Genomic DNA, 14,739 nt, shown 5'->3' on the forward strand with positions numbered 1-14,739 from the left:
GAGCAGGCGGCGATTCTACCGGTTATGTCGGCCGAACACCTGGAACAGGTCGATTTCGCCATTCTCGGGAGGCGTCAGGTTAAGCCGGCGCTCGATATTGAGCAGGTGTTCTTCCATACTCGCCACGGCTTTGGCCGTCTCACCGGCCAGCAGCGTTTGCGCAAGCGACTCGTGCTCGTTGTGCGAGCACTGGATGCCGTTGTGGTTCTCGTACAGGGCGATGATCAGCGAGCTGCGGGCGATCAGGACTTCGAGCATTTCTCCCAGCGTGTGGTTGCCGGCGATTTTCGCCAGCAGGCGGTGAAACTCACCGGAGAGCCGAATGAACTCGGGCTTGGCCGGATCGTTGCCCAATGAGCGCTCCGCCTCAATATGAGCGCGAATCGCCTTGCGGTCAGCGGGACGCATGCGCCTGCCGGCCTCTTCGATGAGGGCCTTCTCGATTATCCGGCGCGCGGCGAATACTTCTCGCGCCTGTTCCGGGGTGGGTTCTTCGACGAAGGCACCCCGGTTCATTTCCAGGCGCACAAGCTTGAGGTGGGCCAGCTCACGTAGCGCGCTGCGGATGTGGTTACGGTTGGCGCCGAACACCTCTACCAGATTCAACTCGGTCAGACGCGTACCCGGTGGCAGGCGTTGCTCGACGATGGCGTCGTAAATGGCGCCGTAGATGCGCTGGATTTCCCTTGTGACATGGCTGGCCATGCGGTTCACCTCGACTGCAGATACGGAAAAGTCCCGTATCAGGAACGTCTTACTAGTGTCATAACACGGAGCACATGTCGGCATGTGCTCGGGTGCTTTTGGGTAGGGTGCGCTGCGCGCACCGCGAAGACCGCAGTACTTGCCTGGTGCGCACGGCACACCCTACGAAAAGCCGTCCGACCGACAGTTGATCTGTGGTGCAACACTAGACTAATTGTTAACAATTTTTTCGCAAATACTATTTTTTGCGCCGGGAGTTGGTGCGTTCTGGCCTGAACTGCGCCGATAGGGTGCACACGTCGGTAAGGGGTAGACGCGTTACTTTTTGATGCACTTGTTCATCTACCACCACCTGATTTGGCAAGGCTTTGCTTTGCAAGAAAATTGCTTCTGATCGTTCGGTCAGGAAGATGATTCAGGCAGTTTTCTGGCACATCGGTTGCTAACACTGATTTTAAAATTGTTAGCAAAATGGATGTTGGCAATGTCAGGAAAAGGGCTGGTCGAGCTGGTGGCGGTACATAAGGCATACGGTAGCCGTGTAGCCGTCAGTGACATCAACTTGAAGATCCCCAGCGGCAGCTACTGCTGTCTGCTTGGTCCCAGTGGCTGCGGCAAGAGCACCACCTTGCGCATGCTTGCCGGCCATGAGGATGTCAGTGACGGCGACATCCTCATGGATAACCGCAACGTCACCGATTTTTCGCCGACCCAGCGCGGCACGGCGATGATGTTCCAGAACTATGCGCTGTTCCCGCACATGAGTTGTCTGGATAACGTCGCCTTTGGCCTGCGTATCGCCGGGGTGGCGAAAGCCCAGAGGCATGCGCGGGCCAGCGAGTTGCTGGCCTTGGTGAACATGCAGGACTACGAGAGCAGCTATCCCGCACAGCTGTCCGGCGGCCAGCAGCAGAGGGTGGCGTTGGCCCGGGCACTGATCACCCAGCCCGATGTGGTGCTGCTCGACGAACCCCTGTCCGCGCTCGATCCGTTCTTGCGTATTCGCATGCGCAAGGAGCTCAAGGCGATTCAGAAACGCCTGGGGCTGACCTTCATTCACGTCACCCACTCGCAGGAAGAAGCCTTCGCCCTGGCTGATCTGGCTGTGGTCATGGATGGTGGCCGGATTCAGCAGGTCGCCCCTCCGCGCCAACTGTTCGAAAAGCCGGCGACGCCTTTTGTGGCTCAGTTCATCGGGGGGCACAGCCTGATGCGCGGTGAGCTCGGTGAGCAGGTCGACGGCCGCATTGCGCTCAGCGTCGAGGGGGCAGGGCGGGGCAGTCTGGAGGCTGCGCAGCTTGCCTCGCATGATCTGCAGCCAGGCACCGCGGTGGCTTTTTCGGTGCGCTGCGATCACCTCGACATCCTGCCACTCGACACGCCTGCCGATGCCGGGCGATTCGTGTTGCCGGTGCGCATCAGCGATGTCGAGTTCCAGGGCGCTTTCATCTATGTCGAGTGTCAGGCGGCCAGCGGCGCATCGCTGATGGTCTACCTGGCCGACCGTCAGCAGTACCTGCCGCAGGTCGGTGCCGAGGTGTGCCTGGGCTGGTCCGCGCAGCATTTGAATCTGTTCTCACCCGAGTACGCCCATCCGACCAAGGAGATTCAGCCATGAGCGATCACGATGACAGCACCCCACAAGTAGAAGAACAGCCGGCAGCAACTGCAGGCGGCCTGTCCCGGCGCAACCTGATCAAGGGTTTCGGGGCCGCGTCGGCGCTGGCGGTCGGTTCCGGAGCCATTACCGGTTTCCCGATGATCTGGGCTCAGAACATCAAGAATGTCACCTTGCGTCAGTTCGGTACCGGGGTTTCCAACCTCAACGACATCGCGCAGAAGGCCAAGGAGGACCTGGGCATCACGCTGCAACTGACGGCCCTCGATTCCGACGCCGTAGCGCAGCGGGCTGTGACCCAGCCTCGCTCTTTCGATATCGCCGATATCGAGTACTGGATTGCCAAGAAAGTCTTTCCCTCCGGCACCATGCAGGCGATGGATACGCGACGGCTGAAGAACTTCGACAAGATTTCCCAGCTGTTCATCACCGGCAAGCTGACCCCCGATTCGGTGATCGCCCAGGGAACGGCGCCGCATACGGTAGGCTTTGTCGAGGGCGCTGACTCGGTGAAATTCGCCAGTGAGCCGACGCACTGGATGACCCTGGTACCGACCATCTACAACGCCGATACGCTGGGCATTCGCCCTGACCTGGTCGGCCGGCCGATCAGCAACTGGCGCGACATCATGGACCCGGCCTTCAAGGGCAAGACGTCGATTCTCAACATCCCCTCCATCGGCATCATGGACGCCGCGATGATCTGCGAGTCGATGGGCGAGATCCAGTATGGCGACAAGGGCAACATGACCCAGGCGGAGATCGACAAGACCATCGCCATCCTCATGCAGGCGAAGAAGGACGGCCAGTTCCGTGCATTCTGGAAGAGCTTCGACGAGTCGGTGAACCTGATGGCTTCCGGTGAGGTGGTGATCCAGTCGATGTGGTCGCCAGCCGTGGCTGCGGTGCGTAGCCGCGGCATCGAGTGCGTCTATCAGCCGCTGCAGGAGGGATACCGCGCCTGGGGTGGCGGCATCGGTCTGGCCAAGCACCTGTCCGGTCTGGAGCTGGACGCAGCCTACGAATATATCGACTGGTACCTGTCCGGCTGGGTCGGTGCCTATCTCAACCGTCAGGGTTACTACAGTGCTGCACCGGAAACCTCGAAGGCCTACATGAGCGCTGACGAGTGGGGCTTCTGGATGGAGGGCAAGGCTGCCCAGGGTGACATTCTCAGCCCTGACGGCAAGGTGATGGAGAAGGCCGGCGCGGTACGCGACGGTGGTTCCTATGAACAACGCATGGGCAGTGTCGCCTGCTGGAACTCGGTGATGGATGAGAACCGGCACATGATCCGCAAGTGGAACGAATTCATCGTCTCCTGAGCATCGTTGATGCAAGCAGGAGCTGGCTCGCCGGCTCCTGCTGCGAGTCGTACAGGCACTTCTATTGAGCGGATTCCGCCATGCGTAACGGACTAGCCAATCTCAGCCATCTGCAAGCTCTGCCGCTGGCGCTGACCCTGCTGTTGTTTCTGGTCTTCCCGATCAGCGTGATCCTGCTGGTCAGTTTCTGGGATTACGATTCCTATCAGCTGATTCCCGACTTCATTCTCGGTAATTACCAATACCTGCTGGGTTCGGCGGTAACCTGGCAGGCTTATCTCAATACCTTCAAGTACGCGCTGAGTACCTGGCTGATCACCTTGCTGCTCGGCTTCACCGTTGCCTATTACCTGGCGTTCCACATTCGCAGCAACAAGGTGCAGACCTTGCTGTTCCTGCTCTGCACCATCCCGTTCTTCACCTCCAACATCATCCGGATGATTTCCTGGATCCCGCTGCTGGGGCGTAACGGATTGGTCAACAACAGCCTGTTGGGGGCCGGTCTGATCGAGCAGCCCCTGGAGTTTCTGCTCTACAGCGATTTCTCCATCATCCTTGCCTATGTCCATCTTTACACCCTGTTCATGGTGGTGCCGATCTTCAACACCATGATGCGCATCGACCGGCGCCTGCTCGAGGCGGCCCGTGATGCCGGCGCGAAGCCCTGGCAGATCCTGCTGCTGGTGGTGGTGCCGTTGTGCAAGTCGGGGATTCTCATCGGCAGCATTTTCGTGATCACCCTGGTGATGGGGGACTTCGTCACCGTGCGCATCATGGGCGGCGGGCTGCACTCTTCGGTTGGCGTGCTGATTCACAACGAAATCAGCCTGCTGCAATACCCGGCCGCGGCAGCCAACGCGGTGGTGCTGCTGGCGACTGTGCTGCTGATGCTGGTGGTGATGTTCCGCCTGGTCGATATTCGCAAGGAGCTGTGAGATGAAACGACCACTGAGTTTCTATCTGCTGAGCCTGGTATTCGGCCTGTTCGTGCTGTTTCTCTATGGCCCGACGCTGACCATCGGCATCCTGTCGTTTCAGGGGCCGAGCGGTGGCCTGACCTTCCCCATGAACGGCGTTTCGCTGCACTGGTTTCGCAACCTGTTCCAGACCCAGCAAGTGGGCAATTTTGGCGGTTCATTCGGGCGCTCGCTGGTCCTCGGTATTGCTGTCATGGTCTGCACCCTGGTGTTCTCGCTGCTGGCCGGTTTCGCCTATCGCCGTCAGTTCGCCGGGAGTCAGATGCTGTTCTATCTCTCCCTGGCCAGCCTGATCATTCCGTCGATCCTGATCAGCCTGGGTATTGGCCTGATGTTCGACCAGTTGGGGCTTGAGCCAACCTGGTACAGCTCGGCATTCGGCGCGCACCTGACCTGGACCCTGCCGTTCGGCCTGTTGATCATGTTCGCCGTGTTCAACCGATTCGATCGCTCCTATGAAATGGCGGCCCGTGATCTCGGAGCCAGCCCGTGGCAGACCGTACGCCTGATCGTCCTGCCGCTGATAGCGCCGAGCCTGCTCGGCGTCGCCCTGTTCGGCCTGACGCTGTCCTACGACGAGTTCGCGCGCACCCTGATGGTGGCCGGCAGTTTCAACACCTTGCCACTGGAGGTGTTCGGTATGACCACCAACGTGACCACCCCGGTGCTCTATGCCCTGGGCACTCTGACGACCTTGTTCTCCTTCAGCCTGATCGCTCTGGTCCTGTTGCTGATGGGCTTTAGCGCATGCAGGAAGACGGTATGAAAATCCAAGTGATCAACCCCAATGCGTCCGCCACCATGGCAGACATGCTGGCGCGAGCCTGCCGCGACATAAAAGGCGAGAGGACCGAACTCAGCGTGATTCACCTGGCCGACTCCGTGCCCAGCATCGAAGGCGCGGTAGATGGTGCCAAGGCGGCTTTTCACCTGCTGGCGGCTATCGAACGGGGTCAGCGTGAAGGGGTAGAGGGTTTCGTAATTGCCTGTTTCGACGATACCGGGCTGGACGCTGCTCGCGAACTCGCCACCGGGCCGGTAATGGGAATCGGTGAGGCCGCCATGCATGCGGCCAGCATGCTCAGCGTGCGCTACTCGATCATGACCAGCCTGCCGCGTTCGATTCACATCATCGAACGCAACATGCGCGCCTATGGCCTGGACCGACGTTGTGCAGCCATTCATGCAGTCGACATTCCGGTACTGGAGCTGGAGCGTGACCCGGCCCATTACGTTCGTCTGCGTCAACGCGGGCAGGCGTTGCTGGCCGCCGACCGCAGCGAATGTCTGGTTCTCGGCTGTGCGGGAATGAGCCAATGGGCCCGGCCACTGCAGGATGATCTCGGCGTGCCGGTTATCGATGGTGTACAGGTGGCTCTTAAATGGGCAGAGGCGCTGGTGCAGTTGCAGCTCGGGACGAGCAAGGCGTTGAGCTATGCGCCACCGAGGGTCAAGGCGCTCCCGTGATCTGAAGCAGGCAAAGAGCGGCATGATCCGTTAGCCTGTGGCAATCATTCCAGGGAGGTTTTTGCATGTTCGAGTCCGCCGAGATCGGCCGCACCATCGACAAGGCCACGTTCGAGGCCGAGGAACCGGCACTGCGCGAGGCGCTGCTGGAGGCGCAGTACGAGCTGAAGCAGCAGGCGCGTTTTCCGGTGATCGTGCTGATCAATGGCGTCGAGGGGGCCGGCAAGGGCGAGACGGTCAAGCTGCTCAACGAGTGGATGGACCCGCGGCTGATTCAGGTCAGCACCTTCGATCTGCAGACCGACGAAGAGCTGGCCCGACCACCGGCCTTTCGCTATTGGCGCATGCTGCCGCCCAAAGGGCGCATGGGCGTATTCTTCGGTAACTGGTACAGCCAGATGCTCCAGGGTCGGGTTCATGGGCGTTTCAAGGACGCCGTGCTGGATCAAGCCATTGACGGTGCCGAGCGCCTGGAGCGCATGCTCTGCGACGAGGGCGCGCTGATCTTCAAGTTCTGGTTCCACCTGTCCAAGAAGCAGATGAAGTCGCGTCTCGAAGCGCTCAAGGACGATCCGCTGCACAGCTGGCGCATCAGCCCGCTGGACTGGCAGCAGTCGAAAACCTACGACAAGTTTGTACGTTACGGCGAGCGTATCCTGCGCCGCACCAGCCGCGATTACGCGCCCTGGTACGTGGTCGAGGGCGTCGATCACTATTACCGCAGTCTCACCGTCGGGCGCATCCTGCTCGAAGGCCTGCAGGCCGCGCTGGCCAGTCCGCAGCGGACGAAGCTGCAACCACATGCCGCGCCGCTGGTGTCGAGCCTGGACAACCGTGGTCTGCTGGCCAGCCTGGATATGACTCAGGCGCTCGACAAGGACGACTACAAGGAGCAGTTGGCCACCGAGCAGGCGCGTCTGTCCGGGCTGATGCGCGACAAACGCATGCGCAGACATGCGCTGATAGCCGCGTTCGAGGGCAACGACGCCGCGGGCAAGGGCGGCGCGATTCGCCGCGTGACGGGTGCGCTCGATCCGCGTCAGTACCGCATCGTGCCGGTGGCCGCACCGACCGAAGAAGAGCGCGCGCAGCCCTATCTGTGGCGTTTCTGGCGGCATATTCCGGCGCGCGGGCACTTCACCATCTTCGACCGCAGCTGGTATGGCCGCGTGCTGGTGGAGCGGGTCGAGGGTTTCTGCAGCGAGGCCGACTGGCTGCGAGCCTACGGCGAGATCAACGACTTCGAGGAAGAGCTGACCAACGCCGGGGTGATTCTGGTGAAATTCTGGCTGGCCATCGATCAGCAGACGCAGCTGCAGCGCTTCAAGGAGCGCGAGCAGATCCCTTTCAAGCGCTTCAAGATCACCGAAGAAGACTGGCGCAACCGCGACAAGTGGGACGACTACGCCGATGCGGTGGGCGACATGGTCGACCGCACCAGCACCGAGATCGCCCCCTGGACGCTGATCGAGGCCAACGACAAGCGCTTCGCCCGGGTCAAGGTGCTGCGCACCATCAATGAGGCCATCGAAGCGGCGTTTGCCAGGGGTTGAAGCGTTAATCGCGGCTGAAGCCGCTCCTACGGTATTTACTGCAATGTAGGAGTGGCTTCAGCCGCGATGCTTTTATGTCGTTCTCGATGACCCCGGATTGCACCCGTGCTACGCCCCGGCATCGCCCCGTATACGCCAGATCAATGATGGTCGCGCCCAGGGATGGGCTGGATTTATCTTCACGCCATTCGTCATCCAATAACAATGAGGTGCGTCATGCGTGAAGTGGTGATCGTCGACAGCGTACGGACTGGCCTGGCCAAGTCCTTCCGCGGCAAGTTCAATATGACCCGGCCGGACGACATGGCCGCCCACTGCGTCGATGCGCTGCTGGTGCGCAACGGGATCGATCCGAAACTGGTCGATGACTGCATCGTCGGTGCCGGCTCCAACGAGGGCGCGCAGGGCATGAACATCGGCCGCAACGTGGCCGCACTCTCGCGCCTGGGCAACCCGGTAGCCGGCATGACCCTCAATCGCTTCTGCTCCTCAGGCCTGCAGGCCATTGCCATCGCCGCCAACCAGGTGGCCTCCGGATGCAGCGAGATCATCGTGGCCGGTGGCGTCGAGTCCATCACCATGACCCTGAAAAGCATGAACATGGACAACCTGTTCAACCCGCTGCTGCAGAAGGACAACCCCGGTATCTACTACCCCATGGGCAAGACCGCCGAGATCGTCGCCAGCCGCTATGGCATCAGCCGTGAAGCGCAGGACGCCTACGCGCTGCAGAGCCAGCAACGCACCGCGCGCGCCCAGGCCGAAGGCCGGTACGGCGATGAAATCGTGCCGATGACGGTGAAGTATCAGGTGGAAGACAAGGCCACTGGCGAGAAGCGCATTGTCGACGGCGTGGTCGAGGCGGATGACTGCAACCGCCCGGACACCACCCTGGAGTCGCTGGCCAAGCTGCAGCCGGCGTTCGACCCGGCTGGCAGCGTCACGGCCGGCAATGCCTCGCAACTCTCCGATGGCGCTTCCATGACCCTGGTGATGAGCCTGGAGAAGGCCCTGGAGCTGGGTCTGAAACCCAAGGCGTACTTCCGGGGCTTCACCGTAGCCGGTTGCGAGCCGGACGAAATGGGCATCGGCCCAGTGTTCTCGGTGCCCAAGCTGCTCAAGGCCAAAGGCCTGTCGGTTGACGATATCGACCTGTGGGAGCTCAACGAGGCCTTCGCCTCGCAGTGCCTGTATTGCCGCGACACGCTGGGTATCGACAACGACAAGTACAACGTCAATGGGGGTTCGATCTCAATCGGCCATCCCTTCGGCATGACCGGCTCACGTCAGGTCGGTCATCTGGTGCGTGAGCTGCAGCGTCGTGAGCTGCGTTACGGCATCGTCACCATGTGCGTTGGCGGCGGTATGGGCGCTACTGGCTTGTTCGAGGCGTATCGCGGCTAAAACGTAAGGATGTGCTGCGCGCACCACCGGCAATACGCATCGCATGCACGAACCGCGGTGCGCACGGCGCACCCTACGGCATCGCTGGCCCCACGACGGCCAGCGATGCGCTGTTTATACTCGCGCTCTGCCCTGTGGACGGAGCGCCTGCCATGCCCTTTGCCGAGAACCTCCTGGCCTTCACGCTGGCCGCGACCCTGCTGACCTTGACGCCGGGGATCGACACCGCACTGGTGTTGCGCACCGCGGCGGTCGAAGGGCGCCAGCAGGCATTTCGTGCTGCCCTTGGCATCAATGCCGGCTGCCTGCTCTGGGGCGCGGCAGTGGCCTTTGGCCTGGGCGCGCTGCTGGCGGTTTCCGAGTTCGGTTACAACCTCCTCAAATATTGCGGCGCGGCCTATCTGGCCTGGCTAGGGCTGAACATGCTGCTGCGTCCGCGCAGTTCGCTGGCTCCGGCCCAAGCGGGCATCAATCCTGATGCCAACTGGTTTCTGCGCGGTTTGTTGGGCAATGTGCTGAACCCCAAGGTAGGGATCTTCTATGTGTCTTTTCTTCCTCAGTTCATTCCGCAAGGGCAGCCTCTGATCGCCTGGACCTTCGCCCTGGTGGGCATCCATGTGGCGATCAGCCTGCTCTGGGCGCTGCTGCTGATCGGCGCTACCCAGCCGTTGGGTCACTGGTTACGCCGCGAGCGGGTGATCAAGTGGATGGATCGCAGCACCGGCCTGATCTTCATGTTGTTCGCCGCTCGCCTGGCATTGAGCAGGCGCTGAGCCCGGCATGAGGTACGCTGTGCCGGCGCAACAGACAACCAGGCGGTGACGATGGATCGCTTTCAGGAAATGAAGGTGCTGCTGGCGGTGACCGAAGCCGAGAGCTTCGCTGGCGGCGCCAAGCTGCTGGGTATCTCGCCGCCCGGCGTGACGCGCGCCATTGCGGCGCTGGAATCACGCCTGGGTACGCTGCTGCTGGCCCGCAGCACGCGCAGCCTGCGCTTGACCGAGGCGGGCCAGCGCTACGTCGAAGACTGTCGACGCATCCTGCTCGAGCTGGAGGAGGCCGAGGAGCTGGCGGCCGGTGGCAGTGTGCGGCCGCGTGGCCGGCTCAACGTGACCGCGCCGGTGATGTTCGGCGAGCTGTTTCTGGTGCCTCGTATCGCCCAGTACCTCGACACCTATCCCGATGTGCAGATCAATGCGCTGTTGGTCGACCGCGTGGTGAACATGATGGAGGAGGGCATCGACGTTGCCGTACGCATAGGTTCGCTGCCGGAGGGTGATCATCCTGCCATTCAGGTGGGGCAGATCCGCCCGGTGGTTTGTGCGTCGCCTGCTTTTCTCGATCGTGTCGGACGGCCACAACATCCGGATGAATTGCGCGATGCGCCGATTGTCATGTCCAGCGCCAGCAGTCTGCTGACCCACTGGAGCTTCATGGGGGCCGATGGCCCGTTCGGGTTTACCCCCTCGCCACGCTTCACCGTCAGCTCCAACCAGGCCGCGATCGGTGCTGCCCGGGTTGGCTGGGGCTACACCCGTGTACTGTCCTACCAGGTGGCTGGCGCGGTGGCTCGCGGCGAGATCGAACTGGTGCTCGAAGCGTTCGAACCTCCTGCGCTGCCGGTGCACATCATTCACCAAGGTGGGCGCCAGGTGTCAGCCAAGGTGCGCACCTTCGTCGACCTCTGCACTGCCAGCTTCCGTGCCGACCCGGCCTTGCGGGCAGCTGGCGCGCCCTCGGTGGCATGAGCCAGCACCGCGAGATGCAGGTATTCCTGGCTGTGGCGCGGGCGGGTAGCCTGGCGGCCGCCGCCAGGGCCTTGCAGCTGTCGCAGGCCACGGTGATGCGCAGCGTCGCTGCACTGGAGCGTCGCCTGGACACGACCCTGCTGCTGCGTGGGCCGCGCGGCGTCAGTTTAAGTCCTGCCGGTGTGGCGTTCGCCGAGAGCTCGCAGCGTATTCTGCAGCGAGTGGAGGAAGCCGAACAGTCGGTGACAGGGCTGCATGCCAGCCCGGCCGGGCATCTGACCCTGGCGCTGCCGCTGCTGATGATGCAGCAGATACTGACGCCGATCGCTGTCGATTACCTGGCCACATTTCCCGATGTGAGCCTGGCGACTCTGGCGCGTGAAGAGCTGCCGAGATTGCTGGAGGAGGGGATCGATCTGGCTGTGGTGGTCGGTCATCTGCCCAGCTCGTCCGGCTTCGCCGTGCCGTTGGGGCAGGTGCGTCCGCTGGTCTGTGCTGCGCCGGCCTATCTGCAGCGCTGGGGGTGGCCAGACAACCCCGCTGCCCTGGCGGCGCACCGCACCATCGCTACCTCTTCGACCGGTCATGTCGGCGAATGGCGCTTTGCACAAGAGTCGGTGAAGCTCACGCCGCAGCTGATCTGCAGTACACCGCAGGCATCCATTCGCGCGGCGCTCGCCGGCTTTGGCCTGACCCGCTGCCTGAGTTACGAGGCCTATCAGGAGTTGCATGGCGGTCAGTTGCAGGTCGTGCTGGACGACTTCGCCACGGCTCCCGTGCCGGTGCAGCTCTATTACCGCGAGGGGCGCCGGGCCGCCGCTCGGGTGCGCAGCTTCCTCGACTTTGCCGTGCCGCGGCTGCGCGCCCACCCGGCCTTTCAGGTCTGAGGTAATTGCAGAAAGTGAAATAGTGGATTGCCTTAAGTGGGGATTCTTCTCTAGGTTGGATGGGGCGAACATGACCCCATTGTCGCGAAGCCCGGTTATCTCGCGGAGACCAACCCCACTCTCAAGGAGTCATCGCCATGTCCCGTCCCGCTATCAAACTGTACAACTTTCCCCGTTCCGGCCATGCCCACCGTGCCGAGCTGATGCTCTCGCTGCTGCAGGTGCCCACCGAGCTGATCTTCGTCGATCTGGCCAAGGGTGAGCACAAGACACCCGAGTTCCTCGCCATGAACCCCTTCGGCCAGGTGCCGGTGATCGATGACGGCGGCACCATCGTCAGTGATTCCAACGCCATCCTCGTCTACCTGGCCAAGCGTTACGGCAACGATGACTGGCTGCCGCAAGATCCGGCTGCCGCAGCCCGTGTGCAGCGCTGGTTGTCCGTCGCTGCTGGTCCGGTGGCCTTCGGCCCGGCCGCGGCGCGCCTGGTCACGGTGTTTGGGGCCTCGTTCAATACCGAAGAGGTGATCAACCGTGCTCATGCACTGTTCACCGTGATGGAGGGTGAGCTGAGCGATACCCCGTTCCTCACTGGCGAGAAACCGAGCATCGCCGACGTCGCCAACTACTCGTACATCGCCCATGCACCGGAGGGCAACGTCTCGCTGGAGGCCTACCCGAATATCCGCGCCTGGCTGGCGCGCGTCGAGGCGCTGCCGGGCTTCGTGCCCATGCCGCGTACTGCAGTTGGTCTGCAGGCCTGACCCACAGTGCATCTCTAAAAACTACCTGCGTTGCCATCGCGGCGTTAAAAAACAGGCTCGAGCGCGAGTCCGATCAAAATGCTCATTTACAACTCGTAAAGTCGAACGCGACTCCGAGCGTTTTTCGCCTGTTTTTGTGGGGCCGCCATCGGTATTGCAGCTGGCTACCTCGCCTACGTTTTTAGAGGTGCCCTACAGCCGCTGCCGGTTACCCCGGCAGCACCTCTTCAGGAGGGCGCATCATGCAACAGCTACCCAGTCATCGGCGGTCGCCCTGGCATGCCGGTGAAAAGCAACTGCAGGAAAAGGTCGGCGTTGCCGAACGCATGGAAGTGCTCGGGCAGAAGGTGATCCGCGACTACATGCCGGACCAGCATCGCGAGTTCTACCATCAGTTGCCGTTCATGATCGCTGCCACCGTCGATGCTGCCGGCCAACCCTGGGCCACTTTGATCGAGGGCGAGGAGGGGTTCGTCAGCTCACCTGACCCGCGCCTGCTGTCGTTCGATCTTGCCGCCATGGCACTCGATCCGCTCGATCCGGCTACGTCGGGCCTGGCTACTGGCGAGGCTGTGGGCCTGCTCGGTATCGAACTGCACACGCGGCGGCGCAATCGCATCAACGGACATATTCGCCAGGCTTCGGCACAACGCCTGGATATTTCGGTGGAGCATTCCTACGGCAATTGCCCGCAGTACATCCAGCTGCGCCAGTATCACCGTGTGCCCGAGCGGGGCGGCGAGCGCCTGGAGGCGACAGAACTGGATGCACGCACCCGCGCGACGATCGAAGGCGCCGACACCTTCTTCGTCGCCAGTTACGTCGAGCACGACAATGGTCAGCGCTCGGTGGATGTCTCCCACCGTGGCGGGCGCGCGGGTTTCGTGCGGGTGCAGGGCAATCGCCTGACCATTCCCGACTACGCCGGCAACCTGTTCTTCAACACCCTGGGCAACCTCAGCGTCAATCCGCGCGCCGGCCTGTTGTTCGTCGACTTCGTCACTGGCGATGTGCTGCAACTGATCGGCCGTGCCGAGATCCTTCTCGACAGCCCGTTGATCAGGGATTTCGAGGGTGCCGAGCGGCTCTGGACCGTCGATGTCGAGCAGGTAGTGCTGCGTCCAGCGGCGACGTCGCTGCGCTGGGCCTTCGAAGAATATGCACCCACCAGCCTGATGACCGGCACCTGGGCGGAAACCGAGGCACGTCTGCACGAACGTCAGCAGCGCAATCAGTGGCAGCGCTGGCGCGTGCAGAGTCTGCAGCAGGAGAGCGTCGATATCCGCTCGTTCGTGCTGGCACCGGAAGCGGGCATCGTCCCGGCGTTCTCTGCTGGCCAGCATCTGCCCATTCGCATCACGACTGCCGAAGGCGAGACGCTGCTGCGTACCTACAGCCTGTCCAGTGCGCCGTCGGATGGTTTTCTGCGTATCAGCGTCAAGGCGCAGGGCGTGGTCTCGCGCCATCTGCACGAGCAGCTCCAGGCGGGTGATGTGCTGGATGTGCGACCGCCACTGGGCAGCTTCACTCTTGACGGCGACAGCGAGCGGCCGCTGGTGCTGATCGGTGCCGGTGTGGGCATCACGCCGCTGTTGTCGATGCTGCGCGAGCAGGTGGCGCTGGGGCAGGGCAAGCGTATTCATTTCTTCCAGGGCGCGCGACGGTTGAGCGATTTACCGTTCCAGGCCGAGCTGGGGGAGCTGGTAAAACGTGCCGATGGTTTGCTGCACGTGCACCGTGCCCTCAGTGCGCCGGAGGAGGAGGCGATACTCGGGCACGATTACGAGCAACGCGGGCGCATCGATCTGGCGCAGATCAAGGCCGCATTGTCTTTCGATGACTACGACTTCTACCTGTGTGGCCCGGCCGCCTTCACCCAGGCGATCTACGACGGTCTGCGCGACCTCAACGTCGCCGACGAACGCATTCACGCCGAGGCCTTCGGTCCATCGACACTGACACGCCGCCCGGACGGGGCGGCCAGCGCTCTGGCTCAGCCACCTGCCGCGACCGAACCAGTGCCGGTGTTGTTCAACGCCTCAGGCAAGGAAGCGCGCTGGAAACCCGACAGCGGCAGCCTGTTGGAGCTGGCGGAAAGTCGCGGCCTGACGCCTGAGTTCAGTTGCCGGGGTGGTTCCTGTGGCACCTGCAAGACGCGTTTGGTCAGTGGTCAGGTGCATTATCCGAATCCGCCTGCCGAGTTGCCGGGCGATGGCGGTGTACTGATCTGCTGTGCTGTGCCAGCTGCAGTCGAGGATGGCGCAAAACCCCTGGTGCTCGACCTGTAACGA

13 protein-coding genes are annotated in these 14,739 nt (G+C 62.2%); 12 read left to right on the forward strand and 1 reads right to left on the reverse strand.

Going from position 1 to position 14,739, the window contains the following annotated elements; translation table 11 throughout:
• Nucleotides 1-15: 15 nt before the first annotated feature.
• Nucleotides 16-705 carry a GntR family transcriptional regulator gene (locus ACJRW5_RS06890; RefSeq protein ID WP_484569788.1) on the reverse strand — a complete coding sequence of 230 codons (690 nt, stop codon included), beginning with the start codon at nt 703-705 and terminating at the stop codon, nt 16-18.
• Between the two features lie 484 nt (nt 706-1,189).
• On the opposite strand from ACJRW5_RS06890, the gene ACJRW5_RS06895 reads away from it, so the two are divergent.
• The 12 genes from ACJRW5_RS06895 to ACJRW5_RS06950 all read left to right on the forward strand — a co-directional run bounded on the left by ACJRW5_RS06895 (nt 1,190) and on the right by ACJRW5_RS06950 (nt 14,736).
• Nucleotides 1,190-2,323, forward strand: a complete 1,134-nt coding sequence (locus tag ACJRW5_RS06895; RefSeq protein ID WP_484569789.1) for an ABC transporter ATP-binding protein — start codon at nt 1,190-1,192, stop codon at nt 2,321-2,323.
• Nucleotides 2,320-3,648, forward strand: coding sequence for an ABC transporter substrate-binding protein (locus ACJRW5_RS06900; RefSeq protein ID WP_179554284.1), 1,329 nt, complete (start codon nt 2,320-2,322; stop codon nt 3,646-3,648). The genes ACJRW5_RS06895 and ACJRW5_RS06900 overlap by 4 nt, the downstream gene beginning before the upstream one ends.
• A gap of 80 nt (nt 3,649-3,728) precedes the next feature.
• The gene (locus tag ACJRW5_RS06905) at nt 3,729-4,583 is read left to right on the forward strand and encodes an ABC transporter permease (RefSeq protein WP_484569790.1); all 855 of its coding nucleotides are present in this window, start codon (nt 3,729-3,731) and stop codon (nt 4,581-4,583) included.
• A gap of 1 nt (nt 4,584) precedes the next feature.
• Complete coding sequence (locus ACJRW5_RS06910; RefSeq protein ID WP_484569791.1) at nt 4,585-5,391, forward strand: ABC transporter permease; 807 nt, start codon at nt 4,585-4,587, stop codon at nt 5,389-5,391.
• Nucleotides 5,388-6,092, forward strand: a complete 705-nt coding sequence (locus tag ACJRW5_RS06915; protein WP_484569792.1) for an aspartate/glutamate racemase family protein — start codon at nt 5,388-5,390, stop codon at nt 6,090-6,092. Before ACJRW5_RS06910 ends, ACJRW5_RS06915 begins: the two co-directional genes overlap by 4 nt.
• Nucleotides 6,093-6,157: 65 nt before the next feature.
• On the forward strand, nt 6,158-7,645 hold the full coding sequence (gene pap / locus ACJRW5_RS06920; protein ID WP_484569793.1) for a polyphosphate:AMP phosphotransferase: 1,488 nt from the start codon (nt 6,158-6,160) through the stop codon (nt 7,643-7,645).
• A gap of 216 nt (nt 7,646-7,861) precedes the next feature.
• Complete coding sequence (locus tag ACJRW5_RS06925; RefSeq protein WP_484569794.1) at nt 7,862-9,049, forward strand: thiolase family protein; 1,188 nt, start codon at nt 7,862-7,864, stop codon at nt 9,047-9,049.
• Between the two features lie 152 nt (nt 9,050-9,201).
• The gene (locus tag ACJRW5_RS06930) at nt 9,202-9,822 is read left to right on the forward strand and encodes a LysE family translocator (protein WP_484569795.1); all 621 of its coding nucleotides are present in this window, start codon (nt 9,202-9,204) and stop codon (nt 9,820-9,822) included.
• 51 nt (nt 9,823-9,873) lie between these two features.
• Complete coding sequence (locus tag ACJRW5_RS06935) at nt 9,874-10,797, forward strand: LysR family transcriptional regulator (RefSeq protein WP_484569796.1); 924 nt, start codon at nt 9,874-9,876, stop codon at nt 10,795-10,797.
• Complete coding sequence (locus ACJRW5_RS06940; RefSeq protein WP_484569797.1) at nt 10,794-11,684, forward strand: LysR family transcriptional regulator; 891 nt, start codon at nt 10,794-10,796, stop codon at nt 11,682-11,684. The genes ACJRW5_RS06935 and ACJRW5_RS06940 overlap by 4 nt, the downstream gene beginning before the upstream one ends.
• Before the next feature lie 137 nt (nt 11,685-11,821).
• On the forward strand, nt 11,822-12,448 hold the full coding sequence (locus ACJRW5_RS06945; RefSeq protein WP_484569798.1) for a glutathione S-transferase family protein: 627 nt from the start codon (nt 11,822-11,824) through the stop codon (nt 12,446-12,448).
• Nucleotides 12,449-12,690: 242 nt separating this feature from the next.
• The gene (locus ACJRW5_RS06950; protein WP_484569799.1) at nt 12,691-14,736 is read left to right on the forward strand and encodes a pyridoxamine 5'-phosphate oxidase family protein; all 2,046 of its coding nucleotides are present in this window, start codon (nt 12,691-12,693) and stop codon (nt 14,734-14,736) included.
• Nucleotides 14,737-14,739 lie beyond the last annotated feature (3 nt).

Source organism: Pseudomonas pichavaramensis, from assembly GCF_050473265.1.
Classification (GTDB): domain Bacteria; phylum Pseudomonadota; class Gammaproteobacteria; order Pseudomonadales; family Pseudomonadaceae; genus Aquipseudomonas.